Origin of the sequence: Streptomyces rapamycinicus NRRL 5491 (assembly GCF_024298965.1) — a bacterium.
In the GTDB taxonomy this organism is placed as follows: domain Bacteria; phylum Actinomycetota; class Actinomycetes; order Streptomycetales; family Streptomycetaceae; genus Streptomyces; species Streptomyces rapamycinicus.
The window spans coordinates 5720263-5735043 of the sequence record NZ_CP085193.1 but is presented as its reverse complement, the minus strand read 5'-3'; the positions used below and the strand labels follow the sequence as shown (position 1 = coordinate 5735043).

Genomic DNA, 14781 nt, shown 5'->3' with positions numbered 1-14781 from the left:
TTCAGGGCTGCGGTGGCTGGGGCCGGGGTCGAACCGGCGACCTTCCGCTTTTCAGGCGGACGCTCGTACCAACTGAGCTACCCAGCCGCAGCGGTCCTGACGGGATTTGAACCCGCGGCCTCCACCTTGACAGGGTGGCGAGCACTCCAAACTGCTCCACAGGACCTTGCGTGTACGAGCACGAGTCTCGCACATGTGGGGTGCGCTCCCAACGGGATTTCCCGTCGTGGATTCGCACTCCTTGCGATCTTCGAACCGGGGCCTTGATTTCTCTCCGCCGCGTCGTTGTCGCTGGATCAGCGTATCAGACCTCCGGCCGTGTTCTGACCGCTCACCGGGCGGGCCGGGCCTCGGTCGGTGAGCGGTGGGGCGTGGCCGGAGGTCTGTCCGTCCGGGGCCGGATCAGGGGCGGCCGCCGCGTTCCAGGGGGAGCTTTTCGCCCGCCTCGATCGCGACCGGCAGCCGGTTCTCGGTGGGTGGCAGGGGGCAGGTCGCGAGGTCGGTGTAGGCGCAGGGGAGGTTGGTGGCGCGGTTGAAGTCGAGGGTGACGCGGCCGGTCTCGTCGGGGGCGTCGATCTGGAGGGAGCGGTTCGCGGCGTATGTGGTCACGCCCGAGGTGGCGTCGGTGAGGAGCACCATCAGGGTGCCGGGCCGCTTGCCGTTGAAGGCGGTGAGCCGGAACGTCTCGCCGTCCAGCTCGAACTCGACCTGCCCGGGCGCGTCGTAGACGTGCTCAAGACCCTCCGCCACGGCGCCCACGGTGATCGCGCGCGGCTCGTCGAAGGGGAGGTAGCGGCCGGGGCGGACCCAGCGGGGGTCGGGGGCGTAGGCGGGGGTGCGGGTGAAGTCGGTGCGGAGGGGGTTGCCGGGGTGGCGGGGGCGGACGATGTCGTGGCCGCCGCGCTTGGCGATCTCGATCACCGCGTCGCCGTACCCCGCGTACAGGCTGGCCCGCTCGGCGATCGCCCCGAAGACGTACCGCCCGTGCACCGCCGTGCCGTCGATCGTCAGCTCCTCGCCGTCGGCGAGCTCGACCACCACGCCCTCCGGGCCGCTGGACCAGGCGCCGGGGGCATCCTCGAAGCGGGTCGGCTCCGGGCTCAGCCAGCGCAGGCTGGTGATCGCGAGAAATCCGTGGGGGTCGGCGAGCGCCTGCTCATGGGCGCGGTGCCAGCGCTCCCACTCCTCGGCGAAGCTCACCCGGTCGACGTCCTGGACGGTCATCTGTGCTCCCTCGCATGGGGCCTGCGGCGGGTCCGGTGCCGTTGCCTACGTACAACCGCGTGGGGGAGGGAGACATTCCGGGGGGGGTGAGGGTGGGGGGGTGTGGGGGTGTGGGGCCGTTGTGTGGCGCGCGCACGAAACGCGCGCATGAACGTGCGCATGAACGCGCGCATGAAAAAAGTCACCGGCAGGTACGGTCCGACCTGCGGTGACTCAAAGAAGGTGGTGCCCCCAACGGGATTCGAACCCGTGCTACCGCCTTGAAAGGGCGGCGTCCTGGGCCACTAGACGATGAGGGCCGATGGCCCACCTGGGCGCCTTGCGGCGCTTTCGGGGACGCGAGAAGCATATGGGATGCCGGTGAGGTTCGCCAAAACGGTTTACGGAGTGGTGGGCGTCGGTGTCGCGCCCGGCCGGTTCTCGGCCGGCAGATGACGGCTGACCTCGGCCTTCGCAAGGCCCAGACCGCCCAGATCGATCTCGTCCCACGCCTGGAGCCGTCGCGTGTCCCGGTCCAGGTAGAGGACCGACGCCTGCACCGTGTCCGGTGTGCCGTCGTCCACCGCGCGCAGCCCGCTGCCGCCCGTCGACCCCTCGGTCATCAGCCGGGTGCCGCCGGGGAGCACCTCCGTACGGCGGTGATGGACATGGCCGGTGAGGGCGAGCGGCACGGTGCCGTCGGTCTCGCGGGCGGCGATCGGGTTGTGGGCGAGGGCGATGTCGACCGGGGCGCCCGCGGCCTTGCGGTCCCGGATAGCCTCGGCGAGCTGCCGGCCGGCGCTGTGCTCGGCCGCGTCACCGGCGGCCGCGGCGGAGCGGTCGGGGGTGAACTGCGGATCGCCGATGCCCGCGATCCGCAGCCCGGCGACGGTGACCACATCGCCGTTGTCCACGACATGTGCCCCCTTGCGCTTGGCCAGGTAGCGCTGGGTCGACGCCGAGTCGTGGTTGCCGCGCACCCAGACATAGGGGGCGCCGAGGTCGGAGACGGGGTCGAGGAAGCCGTTCTCGGCGGAGGTGCCGTGGTCCATCGTGTCGCCCGTGTCGATGATCACGCTGACCTTGTACTGCCGCACCAGCGACTGCACGATGTGCCACGCGGCCGGATTGAGATGGACGTCCGAGATGTGCAGCACCCGCATGGTGGTCGGATCGGGCTGGTACGCGGGGAGCGTCGAGGTCGCCTCGTAGAGCTGGGTGACATTGGTCACCAGCCGGGCCAACTCCCGCTGATAGACGTCGAAGTCGGTCACGATGCTGCGCGCGTTGCCCACCACCGAGGGGGCGCTGGAGAGCAGCCCGGAGTAGCGCGGCTCCAGTACGGAATTCGGGTTCCACGTGGCGTAGACGGCGCCGCCGGAGGCGGTCAGCAGCGTGAGGGCGAGCCCTCCGGCGGCCAGTGCCCGGCGGGGGCGGCGGTAGACCGTCAGGCCCAGCGCGGTGGCGCCGAAGACCACGGCGACGCAGGAGCGGACCGCGAGGCCGAGGGTGCCGCGGGTGATGTCGCTCGCGACCTCGTCCTGCAGCCCGGAGAGCCGCTCGGGGTGGTCGACGAGGGCCTGGGACCGTATGGGGTCGAGCCGGTCCACGTCCACGTCCAGGCGGAGCGGGGCGTGGTGGCTGTTCAGCTCGAGCGCGCCCAGCGGGGCCACGTTGATCTTGGTGCCGCCGGTGAGGGACGGTCGCAGCGCCATCCGCGTGTCCATCGGGCCTACGGAGATGTGGACGCTCCCGACCACCAGCAGCCCGATCCAGGCGCCGAGGACGGTCACGGCGGCCAGCCCGGCGGCGCGGACAAGGGGGTGGGGGCGCGCGGTGGGATCGAGCGCCGTGGGGTCGAACGGAGCGGGGTCGAACGGAGTGCGCGTGCGATGGGCGGAAGCGGCGGGGGAGGGGGTCTGCGAGGGGCGGCGGAAGCGGCGAAGGGGGGAGACGGCCGCGGTGCCCGCGCGCTGAGCGGTGGCACGCAGCAGCCGGAGCGGTTCGCGGGCCATTGGTCCCGTATGCCCGTCCGCGCGGCGGCGTATGCCTGGGCGGCGCCGGGGTGGGCCGGTGCCCGGACGGCAGTGTGCCGGGGGGCGGCGATGCGCCGGGGGCGGCGATGCGCCGGACGGCGGCCGCGCCCGGCGCCCGGAGACGTCCGGCGCGGATAGCTTGGCGCCGACGGCTCCTTTCCGGGCCCGGCTGCCCGACAATGGCCTCGTGCTGGAGATGACGCGCGAGGAGTTCGAGGAACTGGTCGCCGAGGCGCTGGACCGGATCCCGCCGGAGCTGACACGGCTCATGGACAACGTCGCCGTGTTCGTGGAGGACGAGCCACCGACGGACGATCCCGAGCTGCTCGGGCTCTACGAGGGGACGCCGCTCACCGACCGGGGCGAGTGGTACGCGGGCGTACTGCCGGACCGGATCACCGTCTACCGGGGGCCGACGCTGCGGCTGAGCGAGACACGGGAGGACGTCGTCCAGGAGACCGAGGTGACCGTGGTCCACGAGATCGCGCACCACTTCGGGATCGACGACGCGCGGCTGCACGCGCTCGGGTACGGCTGATCCTCGGCCACGGCCCGTTCGCGGCCACGGCCCGTTCGCGGCCAGGGCCCGTTCGCGGGCTCCGGCTGACTCCGGCGCCGGTATCCGCCTCCGGACGCCCCCGCCCACATCCGCCTCCGGACGCCCGGCCCACTTCCGCCCCCGGACGCCTGCCCGCACCCGTCCCCGGACGCCTCCGCCTACGACCGACGCCGGACGTGCGGTCTACGCGACGGGCCGGGTCCGTACCGCATGCGTGTCCTGGGCGGGGCGGCGCCAGTTGGGCAGGGCGTCACATCCCTGCCGTCTGGAGGTGTCCCGCGCATGCCCGGATCCCCCGTGCCCGGATCCCCCGCTCCTCGCACCGCCCGTTCCCCCCGGATCCCCCGGCGCGCGCCCCGTGCCGCCGTGCGCGGGGCGGCGGTCGCGGCGCTCGTGGCCGTCGCCCTGGCGCTGGGCGGCTGCATGAGCATCTCCGACGACCCCGAGCGGCCGGACAAACACCGCGGCTCCCACCAGAAGGGCGAGGCGGCGGACACGGGCGGCGCCGTGGTGCGGTCGGACGGCCGGGGGCGGCCGTACGCGGACTCCGACCGGGACGAGAAGGACGGGAAGGGGAAGAAGGGCGAGAAGGGGAAGAAGAAGGACGGCGAGGACCGGTCGGCCTCGGCCTCCGCGACCGACCCCGAGGCCGAGCCCTCGGCCCCGCCCGGCAAGAAGGGCGCCCCGCACCACCGCCCGGACCCCTCCGCCCCGCCGCAGCCGGGCGGCGCCACCACGTCCGACGCGCCGCCCGCGCCCCGGCCGTCGAGCCCGCCGCCGAGCGCGTCGGACCCGAAGCCGACCGCTCCCGAGCCCCCGACCGCGCCCGCTTCCCCTTCGGACCAGCCCGCGGGGTAAGTCCGCGGAATCCGCGGAATGGGCCTGCGGGATACGCCCGCGGGATGGCGCCCGGTCGTCGCCGACCAGCGCGGATGGAGCGAATTTGCTCTTGAGGGGTGGAGGTGCGTATGGTGGTAGATCGTTTGATCCCATTTGCCCGGCGCCTCGTAGAAGTGCGCCGCGAGGCGCGTTCCTTGCCATCCCGTGGCTGACCGCATAGAGGCGGTCGTTTGCGACAACACACGGAGTTTGGGCGCGTGCCGAGACTCCGGAAGGTTTCGCATTTCGCATGTCCGTTTCCACTGATCACGCCGTCATGCCCGCTCACGAAGAGCCGAGCGAGCCGAGTGAGCTGACCGCTCCGAGTGAGTCGAGCGAGCTGGCCGCTCAGAGCGAGCTGAGTGGGCTGGCCGCTGGGCTGGCCGCTCAGAGCGAGTCGAGCGAGCTGACCGCCCCGGCCGAGCCGTTCGAGCCGTCGGAGCAGGACGAGCAAGCCGCCACGGAAGCCCCCGACACCCCTAAGGCGCCCGACATCACATTCGCCGACCTCGGCCTCCCCGAGCAGATCGTCCGCAAGCTGGCGCAGAACGGCGTCACCACGCCCTTCCCGATCCAGGCCGCGACCATCCCCGACGCCATGGCCGGGAAGGACATCCTCGGCCGCGGCCGTACCGGCTCCGGCAAGACCCTCTCGTTCGGCCTTCCGCTGCTGACCACGCTGGCCGGCGGTCACACCGAGAAGAAGCGTCCCCGTGGGCTGATCCTCACCCCGACCCGTGAGCTCGCGATGCAGGTGAGCGACGCGCTGCAGCCGTACGGCGATGTGCTCGGCCTCAAGCTCAAGGTCGTCTGCGGCGGCACGTCGATGGGCAATCAGATCTACGCGCTGGAGCGCGGCGTGGACATCCTGGTCGCCACCCCGGGCCGACTGCGAGACATCATCGACCGCGGCGCCGCGTCCCTCGACAAGGTCCAGGTCGCGGTCCTCGACGAGGCCGACCAGATGGCCGACATGGGCTTCCTGCCCGAGGTCACCGAGATCCTCGACCTGGTGCCGCAGGGCGGGCAGCGGCTGCTGTTCTCCGCGACGCTGGAGAACGAGATCGACAGCCTGGTCAAGCGCTACCTGGTCGACCCGGTCACCCACGAGGTCGACTCGGCGCAGGGCGCGGTCACCACGATGACCCACCACGTGCTCGTGGTGAAGCCGAAGGACAAGGCGCCGGTCACCGCCGCCATCGCGGCGCGCAAGGGCCGCACCATCATCTTCGTACGGACCCAGCTGGGCGCCGACCGCGTCGCCGAGCAGCTGTGCGACGCGGGCGTACGCGCCGACGCGCTGCACGGCGGCATGACGCAGGGCGCGCGCACCCGCACTCTGGCCGACTTCAAGGACGGGTACGTCAATGTGCTCGTCGCCACGGACGTCGCCGCGCGCGGTATCCACGTCGACGGCATCGACCTGGTGCTGAACGTGGACCCGGCCGGTGACCACAAGGACTATCTGCACCGCTCCGGCCGTACGGCCCGGGCGGGCCAGAGCGGCACCGTCGTCTCGCTGGCCCTGCCGCACCAGCGCCGCCAGATCTTCCGGCTGATGGAGGACGCGGGCGTCGACGCCTCGCGTCACATCGTCGGCGGTGGCGGAGCGTTCGACGAGGACGTGGCCCAGATCACGGGTGCGCGTTCGCTCACCGAGGTGCAGGCGGAGGCGGCCTCGAACGCGGCCAAGCAGGCCGAGCGCGAGGCGCAGGACCTCACCCGGGAGCTGGAGCGCGCGCAGCGGCGCGCGGCCGAGCTGCGCGAGGAGGCCGACCGGCTGTCCGCGCGGGCGGCGCGCGAGCGCGGCGAGACCGTGACACCGGCGGAGTCCGCGACCGCGGCCGGGGCCGGGGCGGTGGCCGAGGCCGCCGCTGTGACGCTGCCCGCGCAGCGCACGGCGGAGCCCACGACCGTGCCCGCCGTGAAGGGCGCGGGGGCCGAGGGCGCGGGTGGCGGCGAGGCGCCGCGCCGCTCCTCGTACGACCGCCGGGACAACGACCGGGGCCGGGACGACCGGGGCGGCCGTTCCTTCGACCGCCGGGACGGCGACCGGGACCGCGGCTTCAACCGTGACCGGCGGGACGACCGCCGCGATGACCGTGGTGGCTTCAACCGTCGTGACGACCGTGGCGGCAGCCGTTCGTACGAGCGCCGGGACGGCGACCGGGACCGCGGCTTCAACCGTGACCGGCGCGATGACCGCCGCGATGACCGTGGTGGCTTCAACCGCCGTGACGACCGTGGCGGCAGCCGTTCGTACGAGCGCCGGGACGGCGACCGGGACCGCGGCTTCAACCGTGACCGGCGCGATGACCGCCGCGATGACCGTGGTGGCTTCAACCGCCGTGACGACCGTGGCGGCAGCCGTCCGTACGAGCGCCGCGACGACCGTGGCTTCAGCCGCGACCGCCGGGACAGCAACGACCGTGGTGGCCGCTCCTTCGAGCGCCGCGACCACAACCACCGTGGCGGGGACCGTCCGTTCAACCGGGACCGTCGCGACGACCGTCCGGCCCGCCGTGACGACCACCGGGGCGGTGCCGCCGGCGGCCGTTCGTACGAGCGCTCCCACAGCTCGCACGACCGGTCCTTCGACCGCCGTGCCGACAAGCCGCGCTGGAAGCGCAACGGCTGATCGGGTCGTACACAACGGCTGATCGGGACGTGCTGGAGGCCGTGCAACACCACGCTGTTGCACGGCCTTTCGCTCCCGGAGGGTATTGGCTCGGGTGTTGGCCCCTCGCCGAGCTATGCTGCGGGGGTGCGGGTCATTAGCTCAATTGGCAGAGCAGTGGACTTTTAATCCATTGGTTCAGGGTTCGAGCCCCTGATGACCCACAGTTAAGGCCCAGGTCAGAGAGTGTCTGGCCTGGGCCTGAGTCGTCAGAACGGTCGATGAAGATCGTTAGCTCGGACGTCGCTCGGACGAAGTGTAAACGATCAAGGTTTCTGGCGCGGTTGCCGCCCGTCTGCGCGCGGCCTGTATGTGTGGCGTCAATCACACGAAGAGGCCCCGTCCGCGCGCCACGGGGGCGACGCACGGACGGGACCGAGGGGGCTACTGCGACGGCGACCCGCTGCCCGGGCACGTGCCCTTGGACTGGTCGCCGTTCTCCTGGTGCATGGGTGTGGGCTCCCCGGTCTGGGCGCTGGTGCTCAAGCCGCAGGTGGGGCAGTTCCCCGCGACTAACGCGGGATCGAACCGGTTGCTCATCAGACCTCCGTAGGCAGGTTGTATGGACTACCTGGGTTCTGCCCGGAGCGCAGCGCGTGAACAAACACACAGTGGATCTTGCCGCCGCTGTGGAAGTCCACGCCCACACCCGGATTCTGGGCGGGCCCGCGGTCCGAGTAGCCGTAGGCGCCGGCCACCTCCCCGCTCCCCGCGTTGTTGAGCAGGGCAGCCAAGTGCCGTTCCGCCTGCGTGATGGCCACCTTGCCGGTCGCCCCGACCAGTTCGGGAACCGGCACGGCGGCCGGTGCTTCTCCCTCGACCGGCTGCTCGGGCTGACCGTAGTCCTCGCCGGGAGGTGACACAGCGGTGATGCCCATCCAGATCTCGGCGCCCGTGCGAAGCCGGGTCTTCACGCCGAAGGGCTGCTTGTGGCCTTCCTGCCACGGCTCCACCTCGGCCACCTCGGGGCCTTGGCGGAGCGCTTCGACGGCCCAGTCCTGGAATCGCTGCGGTCGCATTGCGGTCCTTTCTCGCGGTCTGGGCTCAGCCTATGGCGGGCCTGGGTGGTGCTGTGGCCGACCGCCGAACATCCGGCCGCAGGGGGTAAGGGGGCGGACCGCTGCGTCCGGCACGGGGGCATCCGGATCACAGCGGCCCGCCCGGTCATGGGGTCGCGGTGTCGAGGGCCGCGCGCACCGCGTCGTGCAGCTGGTTCCCGGTGGCGCACCGCTCGCCGTCCGTGCAGTCGGCGCAGGCCATGGCGTGGTCGAGGAAACGGGCCCATTCCGTGGGCTCTTGCGGGGCGGGGCCGGTGACGCAGCCGGGGGCGCATGCCCACACCTCGTAGGTCGTTTGAGTCGCCCCGCGGGTGATGGTGACGGTCCCGACCGACTGGTCGACCGCGAGGCGGGCACCGCACAGAACGCAGTTCCATCCTTGGAGCTGCTCGCGGGTGAGCGCGCTGGGGTCCAGCTCGGCCGCGGCGGTGAGCTGCTGGCGGGGCGTCACTGGACCGCCTTCGTCGCCATCTGGAGGACGGTGAGCAGATACGCGGGCTCGGTCAGGTACCGGCCGGGGGCGAGCGGGACGCGCCAGTGGACGCCCGGCCCTTCGGTCTGCTCCACGGCGGGCACGTGAACGTACGTCGCTTGCCCGCGTAGCTCGATGCCGGGCAGCCAGGTCATGTCCCACGGGTCCGAGGCGCCGGGTGCGATCAGCCATGCCAGCCGTTTGCCGCGCGGGTCGTCGATGACCGCTCCGGTCGCGTCGCCGAGGAGGCGCAGCGCGTGCTCGCCGAGGGCGCGCGGTGCTTGGACGGCGTCCCACCACCTTCCGGCGGGCAGCATCTGCACGGAGCAGTTGGCGGGCGGGGTCCAGGGCAGGGCGTCGGTCGGCATGGTCGGCTCCATGTACGGGCAGTGTGTTGACCGTCACATCGTGCCGACGAAACAAGCCCCTGCCGTCCGCTCGTTGCGGACGCCAGGGGCTTGACTCTAGGTGACGGAAACGCTACACGCCGCTCCAAAGGGCGTACTCGCGCAACTCCTGCGACGGCCGTGGCCGGGCTCGCAGCAGCGTGCCGACCGTCTCGCGCGTCGTCGGGTGATACCGCGTCTGCTGCGGCGTCGCATCCCGCGCCTTCACCAGCGACTCCAAGGCGTCGTCCGGGTGGGCGGTCAGCGCCTCGGCCCTGGCCCGGTCGATCCAGTACACGCCTGCCCGCGCTGGTGAATAGCCCTCTGGGAGGTGAACCGCGCGAGCAAGCCGCAACGCCTCACCGTGCTCATCACGATCGGCCGCGGCCGCGATGGCGTGCTGGGCGACGTTGGTCGGCCCGAACACGAACAGGTAGTGGTTCGTCTCCCCTATTTCGTTGGCGATCCCCTCCGCCTCTTGGAGGTACGCATTCGACTCATCAGCGTTGCCCAACACCCCGTACAACTGCACGCCCTTGAGAAGCAGCCCACCACGGACCGCCCGGGTCTCGGCGGTGCCGTCGTCAGCCAGGTCCCTCAGCCCCTGCTTGACCAGCCTCAGCCCCTGCTCCATGGCCGGTCCGTCCGTGCTGAGCTGAGCGCGCTTCATCCGTTCGGCCGCCACCTGGCGCGGGTCCCCCGACAGCGCCGCGGCGGATGCCATGCGGGCCAGCGACAGCCGGGCGAGGTCCATGTACCCGAACTTGTACGCGACGGAGAACGCGCCCAGGGCCGCTTCGGTCTGGAGCCAGTGGATCAACTCCCGGTCCCGGCCGGGCGTCGGGTGCAGCAGCGTCGCGTAGGAGATCTCCGCCAGTAGCGCGGGCAGCCCCGTGGCGAGCTTGCCGTACTCCGAGACGGTCCGCAGGTCCTGGACGGTACGGATGGCCTGCTGTAGCTCGGGCAGGGGCCGGGGCGGCGGGGCGTCGTCCTCGGGCGGGATGCCCCAGTCGTCGAGCGCGATACCGAGGGGGGTGATGAGTCGGTCGAGCTGGTCCTTGCGCAGCTGCTCGATGTACGGCTGGCCGTGGAGTACGGACACGTTGACGCGTAGGGCCTTGGCGACGGCGGCGATGACCTGTTCGCTTGGCTGTCGCTCGCCGCGCTCGACGTCGGACAGCATGCTCTTGGAGACGTGGGCTCGTTGGGCGAGTTCCCGTAGGGAGTAGTCGCGGAGGGCGCGCAGTTCGCGGATGCGCGCTCCAACTCCCGCGGGACGCCCGTCATTGGCCTGTGCCATGATGGGGCTCCGTTCTGCTTCGACACCAGAACGGTACCCCCGGCTGGTCTGGTGGGTACTGCTGATCGGCCCCCATTTCGGTGGGGGCCGTCGCGCTTCCTTGACATGACGAAAGCCCCCTCCGGCCCGTTAGGCCAGAGGGGGCTCACGTATCAGAGGCGTCGCCGGTCCGGCGCGAGCGCGGCCGGCGTCGTCGGGCTATCGGTCGGCCCCGGCTGAGGGGCACCGTCCTTCCTGCACACCAGCGCATCCGGATCCCAGCTCGGCGCCTCCAAGTGGTACTCGGCCGGGCAGGTCTGCCCATCCCGGCCATCAGCCCCGTCCCGGCCGTCCTTCCCGTCCGCACCTGGCGCACCCGCGGGTCCTTGCGGGCCAGCCGGACCAGGCTCGCCCTGCGGCCCCTGCTGCCCCGCCGCGCCGTCGGCTCCGTCCACGCCCGACTTGCCCGACGGTCCGGACGGGCCCGGACTCCCGGAGTCCCCATCCCGGCCAGCCCGCCCCGGGCTGCCCGCAGGCCCCCGCGGGCCGGGGATCGGCACCGGCACCTCAGCCCGATCCGGGAGATCTTCCACCGCCCGGGTCGGATCCGGCGCCACCGGTGTCCGGCCGTCAGCCTTGAGCTGCGTGCGCAACCTCCGCACATCCGTCGCCAACGTGCTCACTGCGGTGCCGCGCCGGTCGGCCTCGGCCGCCAGCTGGTCGCCGCGCCGGTCGGCGGATTCGATGCGCGCCCACACCAGCAGCACCGCGCCGGTGACCGCGACCAGCCAACACGCCAGCGCGATCGAGCGCCAGCGGCGGGCGAGAGCTCGCTGAGTGCGGGTCACGGCTGTCCTCCAAGGCGGGCGATCTCAATGCGTAGCCGGGTGATCTCGGCTTGGTCGGCGGAGCGCTGCGCGTGGAGCTCGGTGAGCTGGAGGCGCAGCGCGTCGCGCTCTTCCTGCAGGTCGTTGGTCAGCGAGCTGTAGCCGGTGAGGGCGTTCTCCCCTCGCTTGCCCAGCCATGCCACCACCGCGGCCGCCAGTCCGCCGGCGCCGACGAGCAGCGAGCCGAGCGCGCCGAGGGTGGTGGCGTCCAAGGGTCCTCCTACAGCGGGGAGATGCGCGGGGTGTGGCGGGCCTGCCAGCCGGACAGGAACGTCACCGCAGGCGGGACCAGGGCGATGACGACCGCCTGGAGCCAGCCGGGCAGCGGGTCCAGCAGCGACTCTTCGGCAGCTACCGAGTTGAGGACAGCGAGCACGAGCGAGACCAGGAAGGCGCCAGTCGTGGCCGCCTTCACCTTCGCCTCGACGGGCGGGGACTGAGTCATGGTTCTACCTCACTTCTTGGGGAGCTTGAGCTTCTGGCCGGGGACGATCTGGTCGGCGTCGGCGAGCTTGTTGAGCTTGGCGATCTCCGTCCAGCGGGACCCGTTGCCGAGCTTGCTGGCGGCGATGGACCACAGGGTGTCGCCCTTGCCGACGGTGTACGTACCGGCGGTCGGGCTGCTGGGCTTGGTCTTCAGCCGGTCCGCGATCCGGTCACGCATGTCCGGCATGCCGAAGCCGCGCGGGTCGATCTTGTCGTTGGACCACTCCAGATGTCCGATCACCGACCGGGCCGTCCAGCCGTGCGCCCGGCAGATCGCGGCGCTCACCTTCTCGATCGCCTCGAGCTGGGCTTCGGTCCACGGGTCCTTGCCGTCGCCGAGATTCACGCTTTCGAACCCATAGAAGGCCCGGTTGCCGTCGATGCCGTTCGCGTTGCCCCGGGTCGGGGCCGGCGGCCGGGTGCCGTAGTCCTCGGCGGTGACGTGCCGGAGAACGGCCGGGTCTCCTCCGCCCGCGTGGTTCGCGCGCCCGTACCCGACGAGGTGCACGACGCCGTCCTTGTCGATGACGCCGTGGCACAGCGGGCCGGGCAGCGACGCGTATCCGTTGCGGCAGATGTCGACGCTGTCCTGCGTGCCGGAGGTCACGGTGTGGTGGATCATCACGCCGTGCACCGACCCCCACGGTCCGTGGCCTTCGCGGTTGTGGTGCCGCCAGTCGCCGACCTCGACGACGGCCACGCCCTCGGCCTTGAGCGCGGCGAGGAACTTGGCGGCGGACAGTGGTTCAGCCATACGGAACTCCTGGGCATGAGAAAGCCCCGGCCAGACGGCACGGGGCGGGATGAGAGAAGGGGCTACGCGGGGGCGATGACGGTGACGGTGCCGGAGGACCCGCGCCATTTCAGGGCGCCGCCCTCCGGGTACAGCACCCCGCCGCCAACCGGGTTCGTCGTGGGTACCGTCGTGGCGTTGGCCATGCCGATGACGCCCACCCCGCCGCCCATCGACGTGGTGTTGATGCGCAAGTTGACGGTGATGTGGAACGTGTCGTCGGTCTTGAGGACGTCGGCCGCGGACCGGTAGAGGTTGGTGTCCCGGGCGGCGTTGCCGGGGCCCAGCTCGAGCTTGCCGTCCCCGTAGACCCGGAAGCGGTCGAAGGTGTCCCCGGACGCCAGCACAGCGTGAGCCACGGCAGCGGCGTTCGCGACGGTCGCCGTGGCCCCGCCGTTGAGGGACAGCAGCCCCGCGATCGTGAGCGCACCGGAGACGCTGCCCCCGGTCAGCAGCAGGTACCGGCCATCCGCCAGGGCTTGAGTGAGGGCGCCGATGTCCGCTGGGGTGAGCGCGTCCGTACCGCCGGTGGCGTGCGTGCTCTTGTGCGCGGTCGGGGTGCGGGCGTCGGACAGTCGGGAGTCGTCCCCGGCCGCGACGGTGCCCGCCGCTGCGCCGACTGCCCGGGTGGCCGCGGTCCCGAGGCCGAGGTTTGTCCGGGCGGTGCTCGCGTTGGTGAGGTCGGCTAGGTTCGCGGCGGCGGCGAGCGCGCCGATGTCGCCGGCCGTGATGTCCGACAGGGCGACCAGCGCCGCGTGCTGTCCCTCGACCGGATCGGTGATGAGGATGTCGGACAGCTTCACGGCCGGGGCGTTCTTGGGCAGGGCGATGTACCGGGTCCAGCCGCCGCCCGCGGTGAACTCGGCGGTCACTGTGTACGTCCAGCCGGTCGGTGAGATGCCCGTGGCGTCGGTGGCCACCAGGGCGACATCCGCGAACACACCGTCGGTGATGGGCATCTGGACGGCGCCGCCAGTGATGAGATCGTCTTCGGCCACGGTGACCAGGTCCGGCGCGGTGATGGTGAGCCGGCCGCGGGCCAGCGTGCCGTCCGGCAGCACCAGCGGCTGTCCGGGGCTGAGCGTGACCGTCTCCACTCCAGCAGGGATCGGCATCGGTAAGTCCCCCTCTCTGCTCAGCTGGCGGTCTCGTACTGGACGGTGATGCGCACCTGGTGCCCGGAGGCGAGGGTGACCGGGGCGCCTTGCTGCATGAAGGCGGCGGTGGTGGTGGTCGAGTTGGCGGGGAAGAACGGGCTCGCGGTGGTGGAGTTCGGGCTGATGACGAACTGGCCCATCCACCGGGTGGAGCCGGAGAGCAGGTGGGCGTGCCCGATGTACGTGCAGCCCGCGTTGGCTGAGGTGAATGGCAGCGCCCACGCGTAATTGCCGCTGCCGTAGGTGGTGGTCGACCCGGTGACGAGGTTGATGTGGGCGGTACAGGTGCGGCCCACCTTCAGGTACCGGCCGATCAGCGTGCCGTTGCCCAGGGACGGGTTGGTGGTGGCCGCGGTCCAGGTGGGGGTGTAGCTCGTCCAGGCCGCGAAGATCTCGTTGAACTGGTCGCGGATCTCCTCGTTGAGCATGGTGTCGGTGACGGTCTCACCGGCGTTCCAGGTGCGGGGCGCGAAGCTCACGACTCGCCTCCGGGATCGGTCGGGCCCGGGTCGGCGGGCGGCTGGTTGGGGTTGGCCGGGTCGTCGTCGGCCCACCAGAACTGTTCGCGGGTGGGCAGGCCGAGTAGGGGCGCCTCGACCGCGTCCGGGTCGGCCGGCATGGCCAGGGTGGTCCAGCCGGTGAAGTCCCGGCAGCAGGTCATGCGCGGGTCGGTGGGGGTGACGATCTGGGCCGAGCTGCAGGTGGGGCATTCGGCGAGCCAGCGGCCGGAGTCGATGCGCGCCCAGGCGGTCAGCCCGTTGTCGCCCTCGGGCCGGGGGATCCGCATGCGCAGGACGTACTCGAGGTAGATCAGGGCCCGCTCGGGCCACGTGGCGGCGTCCCATTTCGCTTGGGTGCAGGTCGGCGGGCGGCGGTAGTAGGTCTCGCTGCGGACGATGGCGCCCACGC

At 71.8% G+C, this 14781-nt stretch carries 17 protein-coding genes and 4 tRNA genes; 4 read left to right on the top strand and 17 right to left on the bottom strand.

Annotated features, from left to right (window positions below; genetic code table 11):
- Positions 1 to 13: 13 nt before the first annotated feature.
- The 5 genes from LIV37_RS23820 to LIV37_RS23800 all read right to left on the bottom strand — a co-directional run bounded on the left by LIV37_RS23820 (position 14) and on the right by LIV37_RS23800 (position 3218).
- Positions 14 to 87, bottom strand: a tRNA-Phe gene (locus tag LIV37_RS23820).
- Between the two features lie 4 nt (positions 88 to 91).
- Positions 92 to 166 (bottom strand) — tRNA-Asp (locus LIV37_RS23815).
- Between the two features lie 236 nt (positions 167 to 402).
- A complete protein-coding gene (locus tag LIV37_RS23810; RefSeq protein WP_020869649.1) occupies positions 403 to 1224 on the bottom strand; it encodes a DUF1684 domain-containing protein in 822 nt (273 codons plus the stop codon).
- 223 nt (positions 1225 to 1447) lie between these two features.
- Positions 1448 to 1523, bottom strand: a tRNA-Glu gene (locus tag LIV37_RS23805).
- Between the two features lie 81 nt (positions 1524 to 1604).
- Positions 1605 to 3218, bottom strand: a complete 1614-nt coding sequence (locus LIV37_RS23800) for a metallophosphoesterase (RefSeq protein ID WP_121824581.1) — start codon at positions 3216 to 3218, stop codon at positions 1605 to 1607.
- Positions 3219 to 3426: 208 nt separating this feature from the next.
- On the opposite strand from LIV37_RS23800, the gene LIV37_RS23795 reads away from it, so the two are divergent.
- The 4 genes from LIV37_RS23795 (at position 3427) to LIV37_RS23780 (ending at position 7518) form a co-directional block, all read left to right on the top strand.
- On the top strand, positions 3427 to 3777 hold the full coding sequence (locus LIV37_RS23795; RefSeq protein WP_037953306.1) for a metallopeptidase family protein: 351 nt from the start codon (positions 3427 to 3429) through the stop codon (positions 3775 to 3777).
- 303 nt (positions 3778 to 4080) lie between these two features.
- Positions 4081 to 4656, top strand: coding sequence for a hypothetical protein (locus LIV37_RS23790; protein WP_121824582.1), 576 nt, complete (start codon positions 4081 to 4083; stop codon positions 4654 to 4656).
- 271 nt (positions 4657 to 4927) lie between these two features.
- Complete coding sequence (locus LIV37_RS23785; protein ID WP_121824583.1) at positions 4928 to 7315, top strand: DEAD/DEAH box helicase; 2388 nt, start codon at positions 4928 to 4930, stop codon at positions 7313 to 7315.
- 130 nt (positions 7316 to 7445) lie between these two features.
- Positions 7446 to 7518, top strand: a tRNA-Lys gene (locus tag LIV37_RS23780).
- A gap of 220 nt (positions 7519 to 7738) precedes the next feature.
- On the opposite strand, the gene LIV37_RS23775 is transcribed toward LIV37_RS23780, so the two are convergent.
- From LIV37_RS23775 to LIV37_RS23720, 12 genes are all read right to left on the bottom strand, one after another.
- On the bottom strand, positions 7739 to 7894 hold the full coding sequence (locus tag LIV37_RS23775; RefSeq protein ID WP_020869644.1) for a hypothetical protein: 156 nt from the start codon (positions 7892 to 7894) through the stop codon (positions 7739 to 7741).
- Entirely contained in the window at positions 7894 to 8373 is a 480-nt protein-coding gene (locus LIV37_RS23770; protein ID WP_020869643.1) for a hypothetical protein, read from the bottom strand. Before LIV37_RS23770 ends, LIV37_RS23775 begins: the two co-directional genes overlap by 1 nt.
- A gap of 145 nt (positions 8374 to 8518) precedes the next feature.
- Positions 8519 to 8863: a hypothetical protein gene (locus tag LIV37_RS23765; RefSeq protein ID WP_020869642.1), complete on the bottom strand. Its 345-nt coding sequence runs from the start codon at positions 8861 to 8863 to the stop codon at positions 8519 to 8521.
- Positions 8860 to 9252: a hypothetical protein gene (locus LIV37_RS23760; protein ID WP_020869640.1), complete on the bottom strand. Its 393-nt coding sequence runs from the start codon at positions 9250 to 9252 to the stop codon at positions 8860 to 8862. The genes LIV37_RS23765 and LIV37_RS23760 overlap by 4 nt, the downstream gene beginning before the upstream one ends.
- A gap of 112 nt (positions 9253 to 9364) precedes the next feature.
- On the bottom strand, positions 9365 to 10570 hold the full coding sequence (locus LIV37_RS23755) for a helix-turn-helix domain-containing protein (RefSeq protein WP_121824585.1): 1206 nt from the start codon (positions 10568 to 10570) through the stop codon (positions 9365 to 9367).
- A 152-nt stretch (positions 10571 to 10722) separates the two neighbouring features.
- Positions 10723 to 11397, bottom strand: coding sequence for a collagen-like protein (locus LIV37_RS23750; RefSeq protein ID WP_020869638.1), 675 nt, complete (start codon positions 11395 to 11397; stop codon positions 10723 to 10725).
- Entirely contained in the window at positions 11394 to 11648 is a 255-nt protein-coding gene (locus tag LIV37_RS23745; RefSeq protein WP_020869637.1) for a hypothetical protein, read from the bottom strand. The genes LIV37_RS23750 and LIV37_RS23745 overlap by 4 nt, the downstream gene beginning before the upstream one ends.
- An 8-nt stretch (positions 11649 to 11656) precedes the next feature.
- Positions 11657 to 11881, bottom strand: a complete 225-nt coding sequence (locus LIV37_RS23740; protein WP_020869636.1) for a hypothetical protein — start codon at positions 11879 to 11881, stop codon at positions 11657 to 11659.
- Between the two features lie 9 nt (positions 11882 to 11890).
- Positions 11891 to 12676: a LysM peptidoglycan-binding domain-containing protein gene (locus LIV37_RS23735; RefSeq protein WP_020869635.1), complete on the bottom strand. Its 786-nt coding sequence runs from the start codon at positions 12674 to 12676 to the stop codon at positions 11891 to 11893.
- A gap of 62 nt (positions 12677 to 12738) precedes the next feature.
- Positions 12739 to 13830, bottom strand: coding sequence for a hypothetical protein (locus tag LIV37_RS23730; protein WP_148717806.1), 1092 nt, complete (start codon positions 13828 to 13830; stop codon positions 12739 to 12741).
- A 20-nt stretch (positions 13831 to 13850) separates the two neighbouring features.
- Positions 13851 to 14351 carry a hypothetical protein gene (locus LIV37_RS23725; RefSeq protein ID WP_020869633.1) on the bottom strand — a complete coding sequence of 167 codons (501 nt, stop codon included), beginning with the start codon at positions 14349 to 14351 and terminating at the stop codon, positions 13851 to 13853.
- A complete protein-coding gene (locus tag LIV37_RS23720) occupies positions 14348 to 14779 on the bottom strand; it encodes a hypothetical protein (protein WP_020869632.1) in 432 nt (143 codons plus the stop codon). The genes LIV37_RS23725 and LIV37_RS23720 overlap by 4 nt, the downstream gene beginning before the upstream one ends.
- Between the last annotated feature and the right edge of the window lie 2 nt (positions 14780 to 14781).